This window comes from Mesorhizobium sp. M0633, from assembly GCF_040320645.1.
Taxonomy (GTDB): Bacteria; Pseudomonadota; Alphaproteobacteria; order Rhizobiales; family Rhizobiaceae; genus Mesorhizobium.
Genome location: NZ_JAMYQC010000038.1, coordinates 1 through 23,057 on the forward strand (window position 1 = coordinate 1; position 23,057 = coordinate 23,057).

A 23,057-nucleotide genomic window follows, 5' to 3' on the forward strand; every position below is an offset into this window, starting at 1 on the left:
TTGCCGCGCGTGCCTATTCCGGCGAGACGCCGATCTTTGGTCCGGAGTTCCTGATCCCCTCGCCTTTCGATCCGCGGCTGATCCTGCGCATTGCCCCTGCCGTCGCTAAGGCAGCCTGCGAGACCGGCGTCGCGACCCGGCCGATCACCGATTTCGCCGCCTATATCGACAAGCTGAACCGCTTCGTCTTCCGCTCCGGCCTGGTCATGAAGCCGGTGTTCTCGATGGCCAAGATGTCGAGCGCCAAACGCGTCATTTATGCCGACGGCGAGGACGAGCGCGTGCTTCGCGCCGCCCAGGTCGTGCTCGAGGAAGGCATTGCCGAACCGATCCTGATCGGCCGCCCGCATGTCATCGAGGTGCGGTTGAAACGCTATGGGCTGCGCATCAAGCCGGGCGTCGATTTCGGCCTGATCAACCCGGAAGACGATCCGCGTTACCGCCACTATGTCGACCTTTTGATCGAGCTTGCCGGCCGCCGTGGGGTGACTACGGAAGCGGCACGCACCATGGTGCGCACCGACAATACGGTGATCGCCGCCCTTGCCCTGAAGCGCGGCGACGCCGACGCCATGGTCTGCGGCCTCGAAGGCCGTTTCGAGCGCCATTTGCGAAACGTCACGCTGATCATCGGGCCACGCGCCGGCATTAGGGATCGCGACCTGTCGACGCTTTCCATGCTGATCTCGCAGCGCGGCATCATCTTTCTCACCGATACCCATGTCTCGGTCGACCCGACCGCCGAGGAGATTGCGGAAATGACCGTTCTGGCGGCCGAGGAGATTCAGCGTTTCGGCATCGAGCCCAAGGCAGCGCTACTGTCGCATTCTGATTTCGGCTCCCGCGATTCGCCAAGCGCCATGAAGATGCGGCAGGCGGCGGCGATCCTGGCGCGCATCGCGCCAGACCTGCAATGCGACGGCGAGATGCATGCCGACTCGGCATTGTCGGAGCAGCTGCGCCAACGCGTCTATCCGCATTCGCGGCTGAAAGGCGAAGCCAATCTGCTGGTGTTCCCCAATCTCGATTCGGCGAACATCACACTGACGGCGCTGCGCACAATGATGGACGCGCTGCATGTCGGCCCGATCCTGCTCGGCACCGATAGCCCGGCGCACATATTGACTCCGTCGGTCACGTCGCGCGGCGTCGTCAACATGACGGCACTGGCCGTGGTGGAAGCCGCGCACAAGGCGCAAGCCATCGTCGATCTGGGGTAGCCGCGGGCTTTCTCAGATTGGCCTGAACCGGAAATGTCCTGTCTGCCTGAAGGCAAACAAAGTGTCCTCTTCTTTGGCGCCGCCGCCGATATTGTGAATAACCAGCCTTCTTGTCGGCACCACAGTGGAGCGATTGGACGACACGATGGCAATATGCGGCAGATTGCCCGGCAGCATCTGGGCGACAAGATCCCCAGGCCGATAGTCGGCGGGGTCTTGGCTGACGGGCAAGGCGGCACCGCGCCGCTCGAAATAGACCGCAAGATTGGGCACACGGCGGTGGTCGATGTTGCGGTCCGGCGCTTTCAGGCCCCAAGCCTTCGGATAGGCGGCAAAATTGGCCCGCATATCCTCATGCACCAATTCTTGCAGATCGAGATCGAAGGCGCGGCGATAGGCACGGATCACGACATCCGTGCACACACCCCGCTCGGGCTCAACGTCCCCGCCCGGATAGGCCAGGCGTGTATAGGTCGGATCGTAGAGTGTGGTGACGCCGATCTGCTCACGGGCAGCTTCGACCAATTTGGTACCCCAATCCGGCGTGATGGGCTTTTCCTGCGCCATGGCAACCGGCATCGCCAGGCACAAAAGACCAAATTGCAGTGCGGCTCGACGGGTAATCGCGGTCATGCCAAGCCTCCGGGCATTGCTGGATCCGGGCATTCTTCTGGGCGAATACGCCTTTTTCGTGCAGCGCCAGGATGTCGCGGTTCTGGCTCTGTCCGAATACGTCGTGTGGCGTGGTCGACATGCCAGCACTCGTCGTGATCGAAGCCCCGCACAAGGCGCAAGCCATCGCGCATTTGGGCTGAAGCCGGAATCGGCGGTATGCTAAACAAACGGTTAACCGCAAGCGCGGTAGCTTTCAGAACGGCAGACAGGCGGAGTTTCGGAGGGATGACGGGCGCATGTTGGAAGCTGACGCGTGCCGCCGCGCTGCTCGGTGCCCTGCTACTGTGCGACATTGCCGTCACTCAGGCGCAGCCCGCTCCGCGCCTCTGCCGCCAGCTTGAAGCCGATCTTGCCGCCGCTTCTCGTGGTGGCGGCGGCAAACCGGCCTTGTTCAGGAAATATGACGACGCAATCGTCCGGCAGCGCCAGCAGATTTCAAAGGCCGTCAGCCAGGCCAGCAGCGCCGGCTGCGGCTTTTCGCTGTCTCGCCGCAACGGCCAACGCATGCGCGGCACTCGACGCCACCATCGATCGCATGGCAGCCAATCTCGACGCCCTGCAGGCCAAGCGCGCCGACCTTGCCGGCGGTGGTTCGCGACGCGATCGCGCGCGCATATTGACGTTGCTTTACGCCAATGGCTGCCGCGATGATGCGGCGCGGACGCCCGCGCCGGTCCGCGAAGCCAGCCGTGAAAACGGCAAGCGAAACCTGCTCGACCAGCTTTTGGGCAGTGACGCAAGTGAACCGGGCGCGCCCGACCAGCCTGAAGGGCCCAGCCAGGCCGAAGAGCTAAGCCAGCCGGGCAACATCCGCACCATGCTCAACAACGCCGACGACTTGGGGCAGCCGCGAGGCGAATTCCGCACCATGTGCGTGCGGACCTGCGACGGCTATTTCTTCCCGATGTCGAATGCTGCCTCGCTGGGCGATTTCGAGCGCGATCAGAAGAATTGCGAATCGAGCTGCCCCGGCACCGAGATGCAGGTTTTCTACACGCGCGGCATGAATGGCGATTCGGCGTCCATGACGTCTTCGGTGACCGGCAGGCCTTATATCAAACTGCCGACGGCCTACCTCTACAAGCAGTCCGACATGCCGCGGCCGCCGGCCTGCGGCTGCAATGCCGCGCAGAATTTCGAGATCATTGCCGGCAACCCGCCAACCCGGGAACAATCTGAGGCGAATGTAGAGAGTACCCCGTTCATTCCGCTGCCGGTTGCCAGGCCTGATCCGGGCGCCGATCCGGAGTCCTTGGCCAACGCGCAAGACGGCCTCGACCGTGAGGCGATCAGACGCCTTGCCGTCAAGCCCGTGCCTTCGCCGACGTCGCTGCCGCCGCCGGAACAGCGCAAGGTCAGGGTCGTCGGGCCAACGTTCCTTCCCGACCCAGCAGCGGCAACAGATCTGCAAGCTCCGGACCCGAAGGCTGTCCCGTAAGCGCCAGCCTGAGCGGCATGAACAGCGCCTTGCCCTTACGGCCGCTCGCCTCTCGGATCTTGCCGGTCCAGTTTTTCCAGACGGTGCCGTTCCAAGGCTCCTCCGGCAGCAGTTCGAACGCCTGGCGAAGAAAGTCGCGGTCATCGTCGGAAAACTCCGCCGGCTCCTCTGGACCGTCTCGAAGCGTACGCCACCAGATCGCCGCATCGGCCAGCCTGTCGAGATTGCCGCGCACCGCCAGCCAGAAAGGCTCGGCCTGTTCGCCGGAGATGCCGAGCACGATCAGCCGGTCGCGCGCCTCGGAAAACGGCATGTGATGCAGCAGCGTGCGGTTGAGCACGAAGAGCTCGTCCGGGTCGAATTTGGCGGCGGATTTCGATGTTGCAGCCGGATCGAAGCGCTCGGCTAGCTCGGCCATCGTTGGCACCGCCACGACGTTTTCCGAGGTGCCGACGAGCACCGCCAGCGAAGCGATCGCCATCGGCTCGATGCCGCTCTCACGCAGGCTCTGGATGGACAGCGCGCCGGTGCGCTTCGAAAGTCCCTCGCCTGATGCCGTTGTCAGGAGATTGTGGTGGCCGAACACCGGCGGCTCCGCGCCAAGTGCTCGGAACAGGGCTATCTGGACGCCGGTATTGGTGACGTGGTCGTCGCCGCGAATGACATGGCTGACGCCCATGTCGATGTCGTCGACAACCGAAGGCAATGTATAGAGGTAGGTGCCGTCCTCACGCCGCAGAACCGGGTCTGAAAGCGAGGCGAGGTCGACGGTCTCTTCGCCCCGCACCAGGTCGTTCCAGTGGATTTCGGTGCGCTCCGGCTGCAGCGGATCGCTGCTGAAGTTGGGCAGCAGAAAGCGCCAGTGCGGCCGCCGGCCATCGGCCTCATATTCCGCCACCTGCTCGGGTGCCAGCGTCAGCGCCTCGCGGCCATAGACTGGCGGCAGGCCACGCGTGCGGCGCACCTTGCGCCTCAGGTCGAGCTCTTCGGGCGTCTCATAGCAGGCATAGACGAGGCGCGCCTCCTTCAGCTTCTGCAGTGCGGCATCATAGACTTCGACCCGCCGCGACTGATACTCCGTGGCGTCGGGGAAGATGCCCAGCCAATGCAGGTCATAAAGGATGGCGTCGGAAAATTCCTGCGTCGAACGGGCAACGTCGGTGTCGTCGAAGCGCTGGATGAAGCGGCCCTTGTTCTTGATGGCGAACAGCCAGTTGAACAGAGCGGTGCGCGCATTGCCGATATGGATGCGGCCGGTCGGTGACGGGGCGAAACGGACGGTAACTGTCATGAGCGGGGCGTACCGGATGGTTTTGCTGTTGACAAGACGCGCCCCCGCGCTCTGCGGCAGACATAGAACATGACGAAGGCGAAGAAAAGACTGCAGCGCCACGCGTCCATCAGGACGCGCGGCGCCGCAACCGTCAGATCACCATGCCTTTGGTCAGCTCAAGCGCCTGGCGTTCGAACAGCCGGCGGTAGATGCCGCCTTGCAGCCGGATCAGTTGGTCATGCGAGCCCTCTTCGACGATGCGGCCGCGATCGAACACCAAAAGCCTGTCCAGCGCCCGCACCGTCGACAGCCGGTGGGCAATGACCAGCGTCGTGCGGCCGACCATCAACCGCTCCATCGCCTGCTGGATCAGCACCTCCGATTCCGAATCGAGGCTCGACGTTGCCTCATCCAGGATGAGAATGCGCGCATCGGCAAGAAAGGCGCGTGCGATTGCAACGCGTTGACGCTCACCACCCGATAGCTTTACGCCACGCTCGCCGACCAGCGTGCCATAGCCTTTCGGCAAATTGGCGATGAAGTCATGCGCGCTGGCCAATCGCGCCGCGTGCTCGATCTCGGCCTGCGTGGCGGCCGGCCGGGCATAGGCGATGTTTTCGGCCAGCGACCGGTGAAACAGGATCGGCTCCTGCTGGACAATCGCGATCTGTGCGCGCAGCGACGCCTGCGCCACATTGGCAATATCCTGGCCGTCGATCAGGATATTGCCCGCAGTCACGTCGTAGAGGCGCTGGATCAGCTTGACGAATGTCGTCTTGCCGGAGCCCGAATGGCCAACCAGCCCAACCCGTTCGCCCGGCGCGATGTCCACCGAAAAGTCGCGATAGAGCGGCAGGCGGTGGCTGCCATAATGGAACGTGACATTGTCGAAGGTGATACGGCCATCGGTGATCCGGATCGGTTTGGCGCCGGGCCGATCCTCAATGCCGAGTGGTTCGGACTGGAAGTCGACCAGTTCCTCCATGTCGTTGATCGAGCGCTGCAGATTGCGGATATGCGTGCCGATGTCGCGCAAATAGCCTTGCAGCACGAAGAATGAGGTCAGCACGAAGGCGACGTCGCCGGCGCTCGCCTGCCCCCACGACCACAACAGCAGGGAGAACCCGATGACCGCTGCCCTCAAAAGCAGCAGCATCGTCCCTTGCGTGGTGCCGTTGACAGTGCCGCGCATCCAGGTGCGGCGCGTGCGGCCGCGCCATTTGGCGACGACCTCGGCAAGCCGCGTCTCCTCGCGTTCCTCGGCGCCAAAACCCTTGACCACGGCGTTGCAGCTCACCGCGTCGGCCAGCGAGCCGCCGAGCCGTGTATCCCACGCATTGGCAAGCCTTGCCGCGGGCGCGACATAGCCAAGCGACAGCATCGTCGTCACCGCGATGAACAGAACCGAACCGGTGGCGACGACAGCACCCATCAGCGGCCAAAACCAGCCAAGCAGCAGCGTCGAGCCGACGAGCATGACGACCGATGGCAGCAGCGCGATCAGGATCGTGTCGTTGAGCAGGTCGAGCGCCCACATGCCGCGCGTTATCTTGCGCACCGTCGATCCGGCGAAGCTGTTGGCGTGCCAGTCGGTGGAGAAGCGCTGGACGCGGTGGAAGGCGTCGGCGGCGATATCCGCCATCATCTTCAACGTCAGCTCGACAATGGCCATGAAGGCGAGATTGCGCAGCACGACACCGGTGAGCGCCAGGGCCACCAGCATCGAAAAGGCCGCTGTCGCCGCGTTCCACGCAACATCGTCGGCCGCAGCACTGCTGGCGACGGCATCCACCAGCCGGCCGGAATAGAGCGGCGTCAGCACGTCGGCCAAGGTCGAGAGCAGGAACGTGCCCATAATGCCGGCAAGCCGCCACGGCTGACGCCGCCAATGGCTGAGCGTGAAGCCAAGAACGCTGCGAAAGGCGCCCGCGCGCAAATCTATTCGAAAACGAGTCATGATGTCATTCGGGCGCAAACGAGCCCGATCCCACGAAAGTAGAAATTGAAATACCGCGTCGGCGCCGTTAGGCGCCCGGAGATGCGGAGGTTTGGCGTATTTGGCGGCCCTGTAGAGGGGCGGCGACCGGCAGCGGCGAAATACCTGCCTCGGTTCAGCCTTGCCGCGAGGCTATCTCGCGGCGCGCTGACCAAGACCTAGGCTTCGCGGCCTCGCATAACGATGTCAAATCCTGGCATTCGGTTCCTCCTGAAGGGGAATCGCGGAGAGGTGTTTATAGAGACGCCTCAACGCCGCGCCAAGTCACTAGATAGCCCAAAGCGCATCTGGTCCAAGCAGTGAGACGATTTTGCAACAATCGCGGGTTGTGCGCCCTCATCGGTCGAAGCGCATATAGCGGCCGTCGGTGGAAGGCCTGAAGCCGAGCTTCTCGTAAACCGCATGGGCGTCGTTGGTCGACAGGCTCCAATGCGTGACCGTCTTGACGTCCGGGTGGTCGATAAGCGCCTGGACAAGCCGGGTTCCGATGCCTTGTCCGCGATACCCCGGCCAGACAATTATGTCGGCGAGATAGGCAAATACCGTACGGTCGGTGATCGCCCGGCCGAAGCCGACCTGATTGCCGCCGACATAGGCGCCGACGCACAGTGAGTTGGCGAAGGCGCGGTGGTGCTGTTCGTCGCTGCGGCCACTGCCCCAATAGCTCTCCTTCAAAATGTCGGACGTCGCCCGGAAATCGATCCGCGACAGGTCGAAGCTGATTTCAAGGTTGGCCATGGCTAAACCGTTATGCAGCCAATCGCCTACCCGCCATCCCTGAACCGGTTGGTAATGGGATAGCGGCGGTCGCGGCCAAAGTTCTTCCTGGTGATCTTCACGCCGGGTGCCGCCTGCCGGCGCTTGTATTCGGCGACGTAAAGCAGGTGCTCGACGCGCGTCACCGTCGCCCGGTCATGGCCGCGCGCAACGATGTCGTCGACACCCATCTCGTTTTCGACCAGACATTCCAATATGTCGTCGAGCACCGGATAGGGCGGCAGCGAATCCTGGTCCGTCTGGTTCTCTCGCAGTTCCGCCGAGGGCGCCTTGTCGATGATGTTGTTCGGGATCACCTCGCCGGACGGACCGAGCGCACCCGGCGGCATATGCGCGTTGCGCCAGCGCGACAGCGCATAGACCTGCATCTTGTAGAGGTCCTTGATCGGATTGAAGCCGCCATTCATGTCGCCATAGAGCGTCGCGTAGCCGACCGACATCTCGCTTTTGTTGCCGGTGGTGACCACCATCGAGCCGAATTTGTTGGAAATCGCCATCAGGATGGTGCCGCGGGCCCGGCTCTGCAGGTTTTCCTCGGTGATGCCTTCCTTGGTGCCCTCGAAAAGCTGTGTCAACGTGTGCAGGAAGCCCTCGACCGGCTCGAAGATCGGCACGATATCGTAGCGGCAGCCGAGTGCGCGGGCGCAGTCCTCGGCATCCTTCAGCGAGTCCTTCGAAGTGTAGCGGTAAGGCATCATCACGGCGCGCAGCCGTTCCTCGCCCAGCGCATCGACGGCAAGTGCCGCGCAGATCGCCGAATCGATGCCGCCGGAAAGGCCGAGCACGACATTCTTGAAGCCGTTCTTGTTGACGTAATCGCGCAGGCCCAACATGCAGGCGCGGTAGTCGGCCTCCTCCTTCTCCGGGATTTTCGACATCGGTCCGTCAGAGCAGACCCAGATGTCATTCTTTCGCTTCCAGGTGGTGACGTTGACCGTCTCCTCGAACTGGCTCATCTGGAAGGCCAGCGTCTTGTCAGAACCTATGGCAAACGATGCGCCATCGAAAACCAGCTCGTCCTGGCCGCCAAGCTGGTTGGCATAGATAATCGGCAGTCCGCATTCGATGACCTGGCGGATGACGATCTGGTGGCGGACGTCGACCTTGCCGCGGTAATAGGGCGAGCCGTTCGGGACCAGCAGGATTTCCGCGCCGCTTTCGGCCAGCGTCTCGCAGACGGCAACCTCGCCCCAGATATCTTCGCAGATCGGCACTCCCACGCGCACGCCGCGGAAATTGACCGGCCCCTGGATCTCGGGGCCGGCCTGGAAGACGCGCTTCTCGTCGAACTCACCGTAATTCGGCAGATCGAGCTTGTAGCGTTCGGCACGGATCTTGCCGCCATCGGCAAAGATGATCGAATTGTGCGTGCCGGTCTTGCGCTTCAACGGCGTGCCGATGACGAAACCCGGGCCGCCGTCGGCGGTATCGCCGGCGAAATCCTCCGCCGCCCGCTCGCAGGCCTTCAGGAAGGCGGGCTTCAGCACCAGATCCTCAGGCGGATAGCCGGCAAGGAAAAGCTCGGTAAACAGCACGAGGTCGGCGCCTTGGCGGGCGGCATCCGCCCTCGCCTCGCGTGCCTTGGCAAGATTGCCGGCGACGTCGCCGACCGTCGGATTGAGCTGGGCGACGGCGATGCGCAATATGTCTGGAGCGGTCTTGTCTGTCATGCCCGTGGGTTTAGCGCGGCAAAATTCGTCGAGCAATGGCGTTCGTTTGGACCAAACAGTCGATCCTATTCGCCCATATATTCGCGCAAGGCTTCCGGCGGATGGTTCTCGCCGATCGACATTGCCAGAATGCGCGAAATGTGCCGGCGCGGCAGCCCGGTTTCCGCCGCCCAGGCGTTTATCTGCACTTGGATCTTGTCCAGGTCCTTCTTCGATGTCGGGCTCTGCGCGAGGTCGAGCCCGGCGTCGCGCAGCGCTGCCGTCATGTCGGCCGAGACGATGAAGGCGTCCCACTCCAGCCAGCGCAGAAAATACTGGCCGGTATTGCCGCCGAGCCGGCTGCCATGCTTGCCGAGATAGGCCATCAATCCGACCTGGTCATCCGCCGGCCAATTGGCCAGGAACTTGCCGAAGCTGCCATGCTCCTTCGACACGCGCGCGACGAAGGCTGCGTTGTCGCGTACGGATTTGATCTTCTGCGGATTGCGGACGATGCGCTTGTCGGCTGTGAGATCGTGCCAGAAATCGTCAGGCTGGAACAGCAGCCGCCTCGGCTCGAAGCCAAGAAATGCTTCCTCGAAACCCGGCCATTTCTGCTCGATGACCCGCCAGACAAAGCCGGCGGCAAAAACCCGCTCGGCCATGGTCGACAGGATCCGGTCGTCCGCAATTTTTGCCACCGCGGCATTGTCGGGCATAGGACCCAGCAGCGACGTCAGCGCTGCCTCACCGCCTTTGCGCTTCGCTGCACGGGCGCGAATTTTCTGAAAATCCACCATTGTTTCCTGACCCCATCGCGTCAATCTACCACTTCCCGTATGAACCGGCAGCTTCTACCTCATCGCTGACGACGGAGGCGACGATGAACAAAACGATCGAGGACCTGGCAAGCCGCTGGCTGAAGCGAAAGCCGGACGGCCTCAGCGCGCTCGAAAGCCGGGTACTGCAATCTACGCTCGAGCGCACCACGATCTCCAAGGACACCAACAAGGCCGTCGCCTTTCACCAGACGTTTGGAGATCGCCTGGCCGACACCATCGCACGGATCGGCGGCTCGTGGTCCTTCATCCTGGCATTCATTGGCTTCCTGATCCTGTGGACGGCAGGCAATGTCTGGCTCTTGTCGCGCGCCGCCTTCGATCCGTATCCCTTCATCTTTCTCAATCTCGTGCTTTCCATGGTTGCCGCCCTGCAGGCGCCAGTGATCATGATGGCGCAGAACCGCCAGACGGAGCGCGATCGAATCGACGCCGCCCACGACTATGAGGTTAATCTCAAGGCCGAGATCGAGATCATGGCGTTACACGAAAAGCTCGACGAACTGCGCCACAGCCAGATCATCGGCATGCGAGACGAGATCGCCCGGCTGGCCGAGCAGGTGAAGCGCATCGACGACATTCTGTCGAAGCAGCGAACGTCTTCATGACGGAAGTCATCCATCGTCTCATTGAGCAATATGGATTGGTCGCGGTTTTTCTGGGCTGCGTCGCCGAGGGCGAAAGCGCCGCAATTCTTGGCGGTTTTTTTGCGCATCAGCATGTCTTCGTCCCGTGGCAGGCGTTTCTCGCAGCCGCGCTCGGCGCCTTCGGTGGCGACACGTTGTTCTTCATCTTGGGACGGAGCTTCGCCGACCATAAATTCGTGATCAGGCTCCGAGCCCGGCCGGGCTTCAGCCACGCCTACCGCCTTGTCACCTCTCATCCCAACATTTTCGTGCTGTCGAACCGTTACATCTATGGCCTGCGACTGGTCGGCGGAATCGCGGCCGGGCTGTCGGGCATCGCCGCGGCGCGCTTCATCATCCTCAACGCCATCTCGTCGGTAGTCTGGGCGGCACTGTTCTGCACTGTCGGTTATGTCTTCGGGCTGGGCGCGGAGCACATCGTCGGCCAGGCGCTGGCCCGCCACGAGCGGTTGCTGATCGCTCTGGCAATCGGCCTCGTTGTGGCCATCCTCGGCTGGCTCGCGGCCCATATCGTCGCCAAGAAGGAACTCCACAAGGGAAGCTGATCGTCAATCAATGCCGAGCGCACGATCACCCTTCTCGAGGATCAGCGGAATGATCAGGTCTTCCTCGTCGGCAAGATGCCGGGTCAACATGGCGATCAGCCGGCTGTTCTCGTCAGCATAGGCATCGGCGGCGAAACGCTGTTTGTCTTCGCTCTCCTGAAGCGTGCGGATGAAGGCATTTGCCGCCTGGCCATTGCGCTCCAGTCCCTCATGGATTGTGTGGTGATCGGCATCCAGGATTTCGAAGCCGCGCTTCAGACGGGTCTCGGCCCTGGCGAAGACCGGGAAATAATGATGGTCCTCGACATTGTGGTGGCCGTCGAGATTGCCGAGGAAATGGTTGAGGCGCGGCGCGAACCAGCGCGCGAATTCCGGCGCGTTCAGCCTACCTTCTCGATAATCGCCGATACCATTGGTGAGCATGCCGCCAAGCTCGCGGAACATATCGTGCCGCTGCAGCCACATATTGGCCACGCCGTGGATGTTGGCATGCGCCTGCCAGACCTCGCGTGGAAATTTTTCAACCAGCCAGCGAAGATCGTCCGGCAGGCCCTCACGTTCGAGCAGCAGAAATCCGGCGGTATCGGCCATATCGGTCTCCTCAGACCATGATCCCGAAAAGTGGTACCGGTTTTCGGAAAAGATCATGGTCAAAACGAGAAATGCAGTGACGGCATGTAGTGTCTGAAACCTCAGATCGGTACCCCGAGGATCCGCTCGATGACGGCGACGCCCCAGACGCCGGCAGCGATCACCACCGAAATCAGCACCGCCAGCGAACCGCAATCCTTGGCCAGTTGGATATCGATGTTGAATTCGCGGCTGAACGCGTCGCATGCCGCCTCGATGCCGGTATTCAACACCTCGATCATGATCATGAGCAGCACCGCGCCGATCAGCAACGCATAGCCGCGCCACGATTCCGAAAGGAACCAGCCGAGCGGCAAGGCAAGCACGAGCAGTGTCAGCTCCAACTGGAAAGCCTCCTCGCCGGCGGCCAGTTTGCGAAACGCCCGCACCGAATTGTAAAAAGCGTCGATCAGCCGCTGCATGCCAAAACCCTTCGGAATCACCGGCAGGGGATTAGCGCAATGGCTGGACCAAGGGAATAAGGCGACCTCTTCAAAATCAGTCGCCTGCCACCTTGATCGACGGTGTCGACTTCTCGAACTGCGGCAGCCCGTCATCGATGGCGTAATAATCGCCCTTGTCGCCGACGAAGATATGGCATTCTCCTTGAAGCCCGGTTGGCGCGTCGAACAGCCCTGCCATGACCGAAACATAGCCATCATCGCTCGGCTTCCAGAACAGCAGAGAGCCGCATGTCTTGCAGAAGCCGCGTCTGGCGAACGAAGAAGCCTCGTACCAGGTGATGCTCTCCGCGCCGGTGATTGTGATGTCGCGGTCGGCAACATTGGTCGCCGCATAAAAATGCCCGCTCTGCTTCCGGCACTGCGAGCAATGGCAGTAGACGACACCGCGTAGCGGTCCTCGTGTCTGGAACCGCACTGCCCCGCACAAGCATGATCCGCTGTGACTGTCAGCCATGTCGGCCTCCCGATGCAATTGCCATCGCCTGGCAGGATTCCAGTTTTGCGCGCGTTAGGCACGAGCAAATGCGACACCGGCGGGATTGAATACAAAAAGCGCCGGTTTTCGCCCGGCGCTTCTTCAATGACATCAAAGTTCAGATCGTATCAGCCGTTGACGGCCTGCTTGTGCTGGACCGGATGGGTCTTCTTGAGCAGATCGGAGACCAGGAACGCCAACTCGATCGCCTGGTCAGCGTTGAGGCGCGGATCGCAATGGGTGTGGTAGCGATCCTGCAGCTCTTCGGCGGTGATGGCGCGGGCGCCACCGGTGCATTCCGTGACGTTCTTGCCGGTCATCTCGACATGGATGCCGCCCGGATGCGTGCCTTCGGCGCGATGCACCTCGAAGAAGGTCTGCACCTCCTTCAGGATGCGGTCGAACGGCCGTGTCTTGTAGCCGGCGGCCTCGATGGTGTTGCCATGCATCGGGTCGGACGACCACACCACGCTGCGGCCTTCCTTCTGCACCGCGCGCACCAGCTTCGGCAGGTGGTCAGCAACCTTGTCGGAACCGAAACGCGCGATCAGCGTCAGCCGGCCGGGCTCGTTCTCCGGATTGAGCAGGTCGATGAGCTGCAAGAGGCCATCCGGCGTCAGCGACGGGCCACATTTCAGGCCGAGCGGGTTCTTGATGCCACGGCAGTATTCGACATGGGCATGGTCGGGCTGGCGCGTTCGATCGCCGATCCAGATCATGTGGCCGGAGGTGGCGTACCAGTCGCCGGAGGTCGAATCGACGCGGGTCAGCGCCTCCTCATAGCCGAGCAGCAACGCTTCGTGGCTGGTGTAGAAATCGGTCTCGCGCAGCGCGTAATTGGTCTCCGAGGTGATGCCGACGGCCTTCATGAAGTCCATCGTCTCGGTGATGCGGTTGGCGAGAGACTCGTATTTCTCGCCCTGCGGGCTGTCGGACACGAAGCCAAGCATCCATTGATGCACGTTCTCCAGGCTGGCATAGCCACCTTGGGCGAAGGCACGCAAAAGGTTGAGCGTGGCCGCTGACTGGCGGTACGCCATCTCCTGCCGCGCAGGATCGGGAATGCGCGACTTGGCATCGAACTCGATGCCATTGATGATGTCGCCGCGATAGCTGGGCAGCGTCACACCGCCCTTGGTCTCATTGTCGGACGAGCGCGGCTTGGCGAACTGGCCGGCGACACGGCCGACCTTCACCACCGGCTGTGCGCCGGCGAAGGTCAGCACCACCGACATCTGCAAGAAGACGCGGAAGAAGTCGCGGATATTGTCGGCGCCATGCTCGGCGAAGCTCTCGGCGCAATCGCCGCCCTGCAGAAGGAATGCGTCACCGGCAGCGACGGCTGCAAGCTGCTTCTTCAGCTTGCGTGCCTCACCTGCAAAAACCAACGGCGGAAACGTGGCAAGCTGGGCTTCCGTGTTCCTCAGCGCGGCAAGTTCCGGATAGGCAGGAACCTGCTGGATCGGCTTAGCTCTCCACGAATTCGGCGACCATTTCGTCATCGAAGCACCTAACGCTCTTTCACACGGACGCCATCGCCCGCCAATCCGCCCCACATGGGGTCGCGGCTCCATACACGAAGCCGATTTCCTATTCTAGACCGGAAGTGGTCGCGTGGCGAATGAGCACGGCACGGCGAAAGTGCCGGTGCGGCTGTGCCCAGACCACCAGCGACGCGCTGCTACGCCGCCTTCTCCACCAGCCGCGCCAGCTGCGTCATGACAACCGCTGAGCCAGCCAGCCGCTTCTCGGGCGTCGCCCAGTCACGGCTGAAGACGACGCTCTGGTCCGGACGGATCTTGGCCAGCGAGCCCTGTTCGCCGATGAGCTTGACCAGCCCGACCGGATTGGGGAATTCCCGCTTGCGGAAATGGATGACGACGCCTTTCGGCCCGGCGTCGAGCTTCTCCACGTTGGCCTTGCGGCAAAGCGCCTTGATGAAGACGATCTTCAACAGATGTTCAACCTCTTCCGGCAGCGGCCCGAACCGGTCGATCAGCTCGGCGCCGAAAGCATCGATCTCTTCCGTATTTTCGAGATCGCCAAGACGACGATAGAGCGCGAGCCTCAGCTGCAGGTCCGGGACATAGCTTTCCGGGATCATTACCGCCGTGCCGACGGCGATCTGCGGCGACCAGCCGCCGTCCTGCACCTCGCCGGAATCCTTCACTTCGGCCACCGCCTCCTCCAGCATCTGCTGATAGAGCTCGAAGCCAACCTCCTTGATGTGCCCGGACTGCTCTTCGCCGAGCAGATTGCCGGCGCCGCGGATGTCGAGGTCGTGGCTGGCCAGCTGGAAACCGGCGCCTAGCGTATCGAGCGACTGCAGCACTTTCAGCCGACGCTCGGCTGTATCGGTTAGCTTGCGGTTGGCGGGCAGCGTGAACAGCGCATAGGCGCGCACCTTCGAACGGCCGACGCGGCCACGCAACTGATAGAGCTGCGACAGGCCGAACATGTCGGCGCGATGCACGATCAGCGTGTTGGCGGTCGGTATATCGAGGCCGGATTCGACGATGGTGGTCGACAAAAGCACGTCGTACTGGCCGTCATAAAAGGCATTCATGATATCGTCGAGCTCGCCGGGCGGCATCTGGCCATGGGCCACCGCCACTTTCAGCTCAGGTACAGATTCGCGCAGAAAATCATGGATTTCCGCGAGATCGCTGATGCGCGGTACGACGTAGAAGGAATGGCCGCCGCGGTAGCGTTCTCTGAGCAGCGTCTCGCGGATGACCAGCGGATCGAAGGGCGAGATGAAGGTGCGCACCGCCAGGCGGTCGACCGGCGGCGTGGCGATCAGCGACAGCTCACGCACACCGGTCAAGGCAAGCTGCAGCGTTCGCGGGATCGGCGTCGCCGACAGCGTCAGAACGTGGACGTCGGTCTTGAGATCCTTCAGCCGCTCTTTGTGCTTGACGCCGAAATGCTGCTCCTCATCGATGATCAGCAGACCAAGATTCTTGAACGAGATCGAGGAGCCGAGCAGTGCATGCGTGCCGACGACGATATCGATCTGGCCTTCGGCGATGCCCTTCTTGGTCTCCGCCAATTCCTTGGCGCCGACCAGCCGCGAGGCCTGGGCGACGCGGATCGGCAGGCCGGAGAAGCGCTGCGAGAAAGTCTTGAAATGCTGGCGCGACAACAATGTCGTCGGCACCACTATGGCCACCTGAAAGCCTTCCATCGCCCCAATGAAGGCGGCGCGAAGTGCAACTTCGGTCTTGCCGAAGCCGACGTCGCCGCAGATCAGCCGGTCCATCGGCTTTCCGGCGCCTAGATCATCCATGACCGAATCGATCGCCGTCTGCTGGTCATCGGTCTCCTCATAGGGAAAACGCGCTGCAAACTCGCCATAGAGGCCTTCCGCCGGCACCAGCGCCGGTGCTGCCCGCATCTGCCGCTCGGCGGCAATGCGGATCAGCTGCCCGGCCATGTCGAGCAGGCGTTTCTTCAGCCGCGCCTTGCGCGATTGCCAGGCGCCACCGCCAAGCTTGTCGAGCGTCGCCTCGGCCGAATCCGAGCCATAGCGCGACAGCAGCTCGATGTTTTCCACCGGCAAGAATAGCCGATCGTCGCCGGCATAGTGGATCTCGAGGCAATCGTGAGGCGCACCAACCGCCTCGATGGTACGCAACCCGATGAAACGGCCAATGCCATGGTCGGCATGGACGACGATATCGCCTGACGACAAGGCCGAAGCCTCGGCGATGAAGTCGGACGCACGCTTCTTGCGCTTCGAGCGCCGGATCAGCCGGTCGCCGAGAATGTCCTGCTCCGCGACGACGACCAGTTTCTCTGTCTCGAAGCCGGATTCGAGCGGCAGCACGGCCAGTCCCGCCTGCCCCGGCTCAAGCTTTTCGGCTTCTGCAAGCGTCGCCACCGGCTTCAGATTGCCAAGATGATGCTCGGCCAGGATCTGACCAAGCCGGTCGAGCGAACCCTCAGTCCAGCCGGCGACGATGACGCGGCGGCGTCCAGCGCGCTCGTCGGAAATGTGTTTTACGACGACGTCGAAAACGTTGGCGTTAGGATCGGCGCGTTCCTCGACGAAGCTGCGGCCGTGGCGCGAGCCGGCATGGAACACCTTTTTCGCGCCGGCATCGGGCGCGTCGAAGGCCGTGAAATCTATCGCCTCGCGCGGGCCAAGCGAGGCAATCAGGTTCTCGGGCGACAGATAGAGCAGATCCGGCGGCACCGGCTTGTAGGGCACCGCGTCCTTCAAGGCGCCGTCGGCCTGCTTCTTGCGCGCTTCGTAGTGGTCGAGGATCAGAGTGTGGCGCTCGGCCAGTGCCTCATGCGCCAGATGGTCGAAAACCACAGGCGCATCGGGCAGGTAGTCGAAGACGGTTTCCAGCCGCTCATAGAAGAACGGCAGCCAGTGCTCCATGCCGGCAAACCGCCTGCCCTCGCTGACCGCCGCATAGAGCCCATCGTCGCGGGAGGGCGCGCCAAAGGCTTCGATGTAGGCGCGGCGGAAGCGGCTGATGGTTTCCGGCGTCAGCGCCACCTCGCTCATCGCCTGCAGCGCCATCGATTTGCGTTGGCCGATGGTGCGCTGGGTTGCGGTGTCGAAGACGCGGATCGATTCCAGCGTATCGCCGAAGAAATCGAGGCGCAGTGCCTCCATCCAGCCGGGCGCGAAGAGATCGAGAATGCCGCCGCGCACCGCAAATTCGCCGATGCCGCGCACCGTCGGCACTCGCTCGAAGCCGGAAGTCTCCAGCCGCGACACCAGCACGTTCATGTCTATCTGGTTGCCGGGTTTGGCGTGGAAGGTCTGCGCCTCGACGAGTTCAGCCGGCGGAATGCGTTGCAACAGCGCATTCGCGGTGGTGAGGACGACGGCGCGGTGCGGCTTTTTCGCCAGCGCAATCATTGCGGCCAGTGCGTCGAGCCGCCTTGCGGCGGCATCGGCGCCGGGCGAGACGCGGTCGTAAGGCAGGCAGTCCCAGGCCGGCAGTTCCAGCACCGGCAGGCCTGGAGCGGCAAAGGCAAGCGCCTCGACGATCGCCGGCAGACGCTGGCCGTCGCGCGCCACGAACAGCACCGGCTTGTCAGGGGCGATCTCGTGCGCAGCCTGCACCAGCGCAAAGGCTTCGTAGCCGTCGGCGACGCCATCGACGATGAACTGGCCGGCGCGGCCTTTCGGCAGACCGATCGTAGGGATAAGGCTCATGGCTACACGTTGTTCAGAAGGTCATCTCCCGGCGCGAAGCCAGGATTTTTTGCAGGACGGCACAGTCGATATCCGCCGGAACCGGGCGTTCGCCAGTGACGAGAGGCAGGAATTCGGTGTCGGGAATGTCGAGGAGCCTCTCATATTGGTCGATTTCGTCGCCGGTCAAGGCGCCGATCTCGGCGTCGGCGAAGCTGCCGAGTATAAGGTCCATCTCGCGCATGCCGCGGTGCCACGAACGAAACAGAAGCTTGCGGCGGCGGGCATCGAGCCCCTCGCTTGATCGTTTCGTTCCGGTCATCTTGCAACATCCTTGCCCAGGCGGCGCATATAGCGTGGATAGAAGGCGGTGTCAGCCTTGCGCTACAGTCGCCGCAACATAAGCTGACATCATGCGTCCCTCCCTCCTCGATCCGCTGTTTGTCCCGATCACCTCGCTTGTCGGGGTCGGGCCAAAAGTTGGCGCCCTGATCGAAAAAGTCGTAGCAGCCGACCTCGGCGACCGGGCCGCGCGCGCCGGGGACCTCTTGTTCGTGCTGCCGCATACTGTCATCGACCGCCGCAACCGGCCCGGCATCGCCGGCTCGGCCGAGGGCGCCATCGTCACACTCGATGTATGCATCGACCGCCACCAGCCGCCGCCACGCGGCAACAGGTCGGTCCCGTACCGAGTCTACGCCCATGACGACACCGGCGAGATCGCGCTGACCTTCTTCCATGCCCATGCCGCCTATCTCGAAAAAGCAATGCCCGTAGGCGAGCATGTCGTCGTCTCCGGCCGCATGGAATGGTTCAACGGCCGCCCGACCATGGTTCATCCCGACCATATCGCACTTGCCGGCGACACGGAAAACCTTCCCTTGGTCGAGCCGGTCTATCCGCTGACCGCCGGGCTCTCTGGCAAGGTGCTGCGCCGGGCGATTGGCCAGGCGCTGGCCCGCCTGCCGGTGCTGCCCGAATGGCAGGACGGTGAGTTCCGGCGCCGCCATGCCTTTCCTGCTTTCAGCGATGCGCTCAACCGCATCCACAATCCTGCCGACCCGATCGACGTCTCTGTCGACGGCGCAGCGTGGCGGCGCCTTGCCTATGACGAGTTCTTGGCCGGCCAGGTATCGCTGGCGCTGGTGCGGGCCAAGGTCCGCCGATTATCTGGCCGGCCACTCGTCGGCGACGGCCGCATAGTCGAACAACTGCGCGTGGCACTCCCCTATTCGCTGACCATGTCGCAGGAAATGGCGCTTGCCGAAATCAACGCCGATCTCGGTGACCCCGAACGCATGCTGCGCCTTTTGCAGGGCGATGTCGGCTCCGGCAAGACGGTGGTCGCGCTGCTTGCCATGGCGCGTGCCGTCGAGGCCGGCGGCCAGGCGGCATTGATGGCGCCGACCGAAATCCTGGCGCGCCAGCATCTGGCAACGATTGCGCCGTTGGCGGAACGGGCCGGCCTGCGTGTCGCCGTCCTCACAGGTCGCGAAAAGGGCCGCGAGCGTGCCGACACGCTGACCGGGCTGGCCAATGGTGACATCGACATCGTCGTCGGCACCCATGCGCTGTTCCAGGAAACGGTGACGTTCCGTGACCTCGTGTTCGCCGTCGTCGACGAGCAGCACCGTTTCGGTGTCCACCAGCGCCTTGCGATCACCGCCAAGGGCGACGCGCCCGACATGCTGGTGATGACGGCAACGCCGATACCGCGGACGCTGGTGCTGACTGCATTCGGCGACATGGATGTGTCGAAGCTGACGGAAAAGCCGGCCGGCCGCCAGCCGATCCGCACCGTCACCTTGCCGCTTGAACGGCTCGACGAACTGATCGGACGCATGCTCGACGCCGTCGCCGATGGCCAGAAAATCTACTGGATCTGTCCGCTGGTCGAGGAATCCGAGGAGATCAAGCTGATGTCGGCCGAGGACCGTTTTGCCTCGCTGGAGCCGCTGTTCGGCGACCGCATCGGCCTGGTGCACGGCCGCATGAAAGGCACCGACAAAGACGAGGCGATGCGCGCCTTCAAGCAGGGTGACACCCGTATCCTGATCGCCACCACAGTGATAGAGGTCGGCGTCGATGTGCCTGATGCGACAATCATGGTTATCGAGCATGCCGAGCGTTTTGGCCTTACCCAGTTGCACCAATTGCGCGGCCGGGTCGGGCGTGGCGACAAGCCTTCATCGTGCGTGCTGCTCTACAAGGATCCGCTCGGCGAGACGGCAAAACGCCGTTTGTCGGTAATGCGCGAGACCGAGGACGGCTTCCGTATCGCCGAAGAGGATCTGAAGCTGCGCGGCGAAGGCGAGTTGCTCGGCACCCGCCAGTCCGGCACGCCGGGCTTCCAGGTGGCGCGCATCGAGGCGCATGCCGACCTGCTCGAGGCCGCTCGGGACGATGCGCGGCTGATCCTGTCGCGCGATCCGGAATTGCAGTCCGATCGCGGCACGGCGCTGCGCCTGTTGCTCTATCTGTTCGGCCGCGACGAGGCCGTGCGGCTCCTGCGTGCCGGCTGAGGCATCGTGTCGAGCGGAGGATTGGCAAGCGCGCCGTGGATCTGCTCGCCGTTCACCGTCACCATTTTGACTGCCGGCGCCACCAGGCCGGCCGAAACGATCAGCTTGGCTCCGTCCTCGATCGTCATGTCGAGCAGCACGATGTCGGATTTCGGCACATACATCAAAAAGCCCGTCGTCGGATTGGGCGTACACGGCATGAACACGGCAATCAGCGGATCGCCTTCCCGGTCGAGCTTCTGGTTGATCTCGGTTTCTTTCTCGCTGGCGACGAAGACAAGCGACCAGACCCCTTTACGCGGATATTCGACCAACCCGACCTGGCGGAACATGTCGCCCTTGTTCGACAGCACGGTCTCGAAAATCTGCTTCAGCGAACGGTAGATGCCGCGCACCAGCGGCATGCGGCCAAGCAGGCGCTCGCCGAAGTTGACGATGGCGCGGCCAACGATATTGGCGGTCATAAAGCCGATGAAGGTGATGAGGATCAAGGCAACGATCAGCCCAAAACCCGGCACTGGAAACGGCAGGTAGGTGTCCGGATTGTAGCGTACCGGAATGTAGGGTTTCACCCAGGAATCGACCCAGCCGATCAGCGACCAGGCAATGTAGGCAGTAATCGCCAGCGGCGCGCAAACGACGAAGCCGGTCAGGAAATAGTTTCTCAGCCGGGTCATGCCTGAGGTCTTGAGAGCATCCGACATGGTTCACCGCAGCGTGTGTTTGCAGCGCGACACTACTGAACCCCAAGGCGCTTTGGAATGGCGAAGTTTTTAAACCAGACCTATTCCACCGTTACCGATTTCGCCAGGTTGCGAGGCTGGTCGACATCCGTGCCCATGAACACGGCGGTGAAATAGGCGAGCATCTGGATCGGCAGCGCGTAGATGATCGGCGAGATGATTTCCGGCACGTCCGGCAAAACGATCGTCTCCATCGTCTTCACCGTAGCGTGTGCGGCGCCCTTGCTGTCGGTGATCAGGATGATCTTGCCGCCGCGTGCCGCGACCTCCTGCATGTTCGACACGGTCTTTTCGAAGATGCGGTCATGCGGCGCGATGACGATGACGGGCATGTTCTCGTCGATCAGCGCGATCGGGCCGTGTTTCAACTCGCCGGCAGCATAGCCTTCGGCATGGATGTAGGAGATCTCCTTGAGCTTCAGCGCACCTTCCATGGCCAGCGGAAAATTGGTGTCACGGCCGAGATAAAGCACATTCTTGTAGTGCGAGAGGTCGCGCGCGACCTTTTCGATCTGCCCGTCGAGCTTTAGCACCTGGTTCGCATAACGCGGCGCTTCCGACAGCTCGCGTATCAGCGTTTTCTCCTGCTCCTGCGAAATCGTTCCGCGCGCCACGCCCGCCCGCACCGCCAGCGAGGCCAGCACGGAAAGCTGGCAGGTGAACGCCTTGGTCGAAGCGACGCCGATCTCCGGGCCGGCCAACGTCGGCAGGATGACGTCGGATTCGCGCGCCATGGTCGATTCGCGCACATTGACGACCGCGCCGATCTTCATGCCGGCCTTGCGGCAGTAGCGCAGCGACGCCAGCGTGTCGGCGGTCTCACCCGATTGCGAGATGAAGAAAGCGGCATCGTTCTTCGACAGCGGCATCTCGCGGTAGCGGAACTCCGAAGCGACATCGATGTCGACCGGCAGCCGCGCATAGCGCTCGAACCAGTATTTGCTGATCAGCCCGGCGAGATAGGCGGTGCCGCAGGCCGAGATCGCCAGCCGGTCGATCTTGGCGAAATCGAACGGCAGGTCGAGCGGCTTCGAGACGCCGCTGACGAAATCAACATAATGCGCCAGCGTGTGCGAGATCACTTCCGGCTGCTCATGGATTTCCTTTTCCATGAAATGGCGGCGGTTGCCTTTGTCGACCATGAAGCTCGTGCTGAGCGACTGTTGGCGTTTGCGGTCGACCTTGTTGCCGCCCATGTCGAAGATATCGACCTCGTTGCGGCGCACCACCGCCCAGTCGCCGTCTTCCAGATAGGTGATCGAATTGGTGAAAGGGGCAAGCGCAATGGCGTCGGAGCCAAGGAACATCTGGCCGTCGCCATGACCGACCGCGAGCGGCGGGCCATTGCGCGCGCCGACGATCAGATCCTCGTCGCCCTTGAACATGATGGCGAGCGCAAAGGCGCCTTCCAGCCGCTTCAGTGCCTTGTGCGCCGCCTCAACCGGCTTCAGCCCCTTGGCCAGTTCGCGCGCCACCAGATGAGCGACGACTTCGGTATCGGTCTGCGAGGCGAAACTGTAGCCGTCGCGCATCAGCTCGTCGCGCAATTCGGCGAAATTCTCGATGATCCCGTTATGGACGATGGCGACGCCGTCGGAAAAATGCGGATGCGCATTGCTCTCGTTCGGAACGCCATGTGTGGCCCAGCGCGTGTGGCCGATGCCGATCATGCCGTCGAGCGGTTCGTCCTTCAGCCGGCGCTCGAGATTGACCAGCTTGCCCTCGGCACGGCGGCGGTCAAGCCTGCCGTGCTCGATCGTGGCGACGCCGGCCGAGTCATAGCCGCGATATTCGAGCCTTTTCAGCGCATCGACGATAAGCGGCGCGACCGGCGAGTTACCGACAATTCCAACGATACCGCACATGGCGCTTGCCCCCGATTCCGACCTCAAACCCGGCGCTATTTAGAGACTGCCGGGCTGTCGCGAAAAATCACATTCCATTTCGTCCGGTATCAGCCGGACTATCCTGCACAGATGCACCATGACAGGGCGCACTTGCAATCC

Annotated in this window: 18 protein-coding genes and 1 pseudogene; 5 read left to right on the plus strand and 14 right to left on the minus strand. The window is 62.6% G+C overall.

From position 1 onward, the window contains the following. Positions 1-1,220, plus strand: a 1,220-nt coding sequence (locus tag NKI47_RS29165; RefSeq protein ID WP_352594478.1) for a phosphate acyltransferase, incomplete at its 5' end; no start/stop codon positions are given. Between the two features lie 12 nt (positions 1,221-1,232). Here NKI47_RS29165 and NKI47_RS29170 read toward each other — a convergent pair. Beyond that, entirely contained in the window at positions 1,233-1,853 is a 621-nt protein-coding gene (locus NKI47_RS29170) for a DUF1287 domain-containing protein (protein ID WP_352594479.1), read from the minus strand. 267 nt (positions 1,854-2,120) lie between these two features. Here NKI47_RS29170 and NKI47_RS29175 point away from each other — a divergent pair. Further along, positions 2,121-3,333: pseudogene (locus NKI47_RS29175) on the plus strand (DUF2865 domain-containing protein). Here the strand turns inward: NKI47_RS29175 and gltX are convergent. From gltX to NKI47_RS29200, 5 genes are all read right to left on the minus strand, one after another. Next, the gene (gltX, locus tag NKI47_RS29180; RefSeq protein WP_352594481.1) at positions 3,251-4,624 is read right to left on the minus strand and encodes a glutamate--tRNA ligase; all 1,374 of its coding nucleotides are present in this window, start codon (positions 4,622-4,624) and stop codon (positions 3,251-3,253) included. The pseudogene NKI47_RS29175 and the gene gltX sit on opposite strands and share 83 nt — an antisense overlap. 133 nt (positions 4,625-4,757) lie before the next feature. Next, entirely contained in the window at positions 4,758-6,563 is a 1,806-nt protein-coding gene (locus tag NKI47_RS29185) for an ABC transporter ATP-binding protein (protein WP_352594482.1), read from the minus strand. A 375-nt stretch (positions 6,564-6,938) separates the two neighbouring features. Beyond that, on the minus strand, positions 6,939-7,340 hold the full coding sequence (locus tag NKI47_RS29190) for a GNAT family N-acetyltransferase (protein ID WP_352455666.1): 402 nt from the start codon (positions 7,338-7,340) through the stop codon (positions 6,939-6,941). 26 nt (positions 7,341-7,366) lie between these two features. Then, positions 7,367-9,049, minus strand: coding sequence for an NAD+ synthase (locus NKI47_RS29195; protein ID WP_352594483.1), 1,683 nt, complete (start codon positions 9,047-9,049; stop codon positions 7,367-7,369). A 65-nt stretch (positions 9,050-9,114) separates the two neighbouring features. After that, a complete protein-coding gene (locus NKI47_RS29200) occupies positions 9,115-9,828 on the minus strand; it encodes a DNA-3-methyladenine glycosylase I (protein WP_023680014.1) in 714 nt (237 codons plus the stop codon). A gap of 83 nt (positions 9,829-9,911) precedes the next feature. On the opposite strand from NKI47_RS29200, the gene NKI47_RS29205 reads away from it, so the two are divergent. Next, positions 9,912-10,475: a DUF1003 domain-containing protein gene (locus tag NKI47_RS29205; protein ID WP_023680015.1), complete on the plus strand. Its 564-nt coding sequence runs from the start codon at positions 9,912-9,914 to the stop codon at positions 10,473-10,475. Beyond that, positions 10,472-11,059 (plus strand): DedA family protein, encoded by a 588-nt coding sequence (locus tag NKI47_RS29210; protein ID WP_023680016.1) that lies wholly within the window; start codon positions 10,472-10,474, stop codon positions 11,057-11,059. Before NKI47_RS29205 ends, NKI47_RS29210 begins: the two co-directional genes overlap by 4 nt. A 3-nt stretch (positions 11,060-11,062) precedes the next feature. Here the strand turns inward: NKI47_RS29210 and NKI47_RS29215 are convergent, their stop codons facing one another. From NKI47_RS29215 to NKI47_RS29240, 6 genes are all read right to left on the minus strand, one after another. Next, positions 11,063-11,650: a hemerythrin domain-containing protein gene (locus tag NKI47_RS29215; protein WP_031212865.1), complete on the minus strand. Its 588-nt coding sequence runs from the start codon at positions 11,648-11,650 to the stop codon at positions 11,063-11,065. 101 nt (positions 11,651-11,751) lie between these two features. Beyond that, positions 11,752-12,111 carry a diacylglycerol kinase gene (locus NKI47_RS29220; protein ID WP_031212866.1) on the minus strand — a complete coding sequence of 120 codons (360 nt, stop codon included), beginning with the start codon at positions 12,109-12,111 and terminating at the stop codon, positions 11,752-11,754. 76 nt (positions 12,112-12,187) lie between these two features. Further along, positions 12,188-12,607, minus strand: coding sequence for a GFA family protein (locus NKI47_RS29225; RefSeq protein WP_031212867.1), 420 nt, complete (start codon positions 12,605-12,607; stop codon positions 12,188-12,190). Between the two features lie 149 nt (positions 12,608-12,756). Then, entirely contained in the window at positions 12,757-14,130 is a 1,374-nt protein-coding gene (locus tag NKI47_RS29230) for a class II 3-deoxy-7-phosphoheptulonate synthase (RefSeq protein ID WP_023680020.1), read from the minus strand. 179 nt (positions 14,131-14,309) lie between these two features. Then, positions 14,310-17,807 carry a transcription-repair coupling factor gene (gene mfd / locus NKI47_RS29235; protein WP_352594484.1) on the minus strand — a complete coding sequence of 1,166 codons (3,498 nt, stop codon included), beginning with the start codon at positions 17,805-17,807 and terminating at the stop codon, positions 14,310-14,312. Between the two features lie 13 nt (positions 17,808-17,820). Then, complete coding sequence (locus tag NKI47_RS29240; protein WP_023680023.1) at positions 17,821-18,108, minus strand: FAD assembly factor SdhE; 288 nt, start codon at positions 18,106-18,108, stop codon at positions 17,821-17,823. Positions 18,109-18,199: 91 nt separating this feature from the next. Between NKI47_RS29240 and recG the strand changes: the two genes are divergently transcribed. Further along, positions 18,200-20,308: an ATP-dependent DNA helicase RecG gene (gene recG / locus NKI47_RS29245; protein WP_352594485.1), complete on the plus strand. Its 2,109-nt coding sequence runs from the start codon at positions 18,200-18,202 to the stop codon at positions 20,306-20,308. On the opposite strand, the gene NKI47_RS29250 is transcribed toward recG, so the two are convergent. Further along, positions 20,260-21,012, minus strand: a complete 753-nt coding sequence (locus NKI47_RS29250) for a DUF502 domain-containing protein (RefSeq protein ID WP_023680026.1) — start codon at positions 21,010-21,012, stop codon at positions 20,260-20,262. The two genes, recG and NKI47_RS29250, sit on opposite strands and share 49 nt — an antisense overlap. A gap of 80 nt (positions 21,013-21,092) precedes the next feature. Beyond that, positions 21,093-22,916 (minus strand): glutamine--fructose-6-phosphate transaminase (isomerizing), encoded by a 1,824-nt coding sequence (gene glmS / locus NKI47_RS29255; protein WP_352455656.1) that lies wholly within the window; start codon positions 22,914-22,916, stop codon positions 21,093-21,095. Between the last annotated feature and the right edge of the window lie 141 nt (positions 22,917-23,057).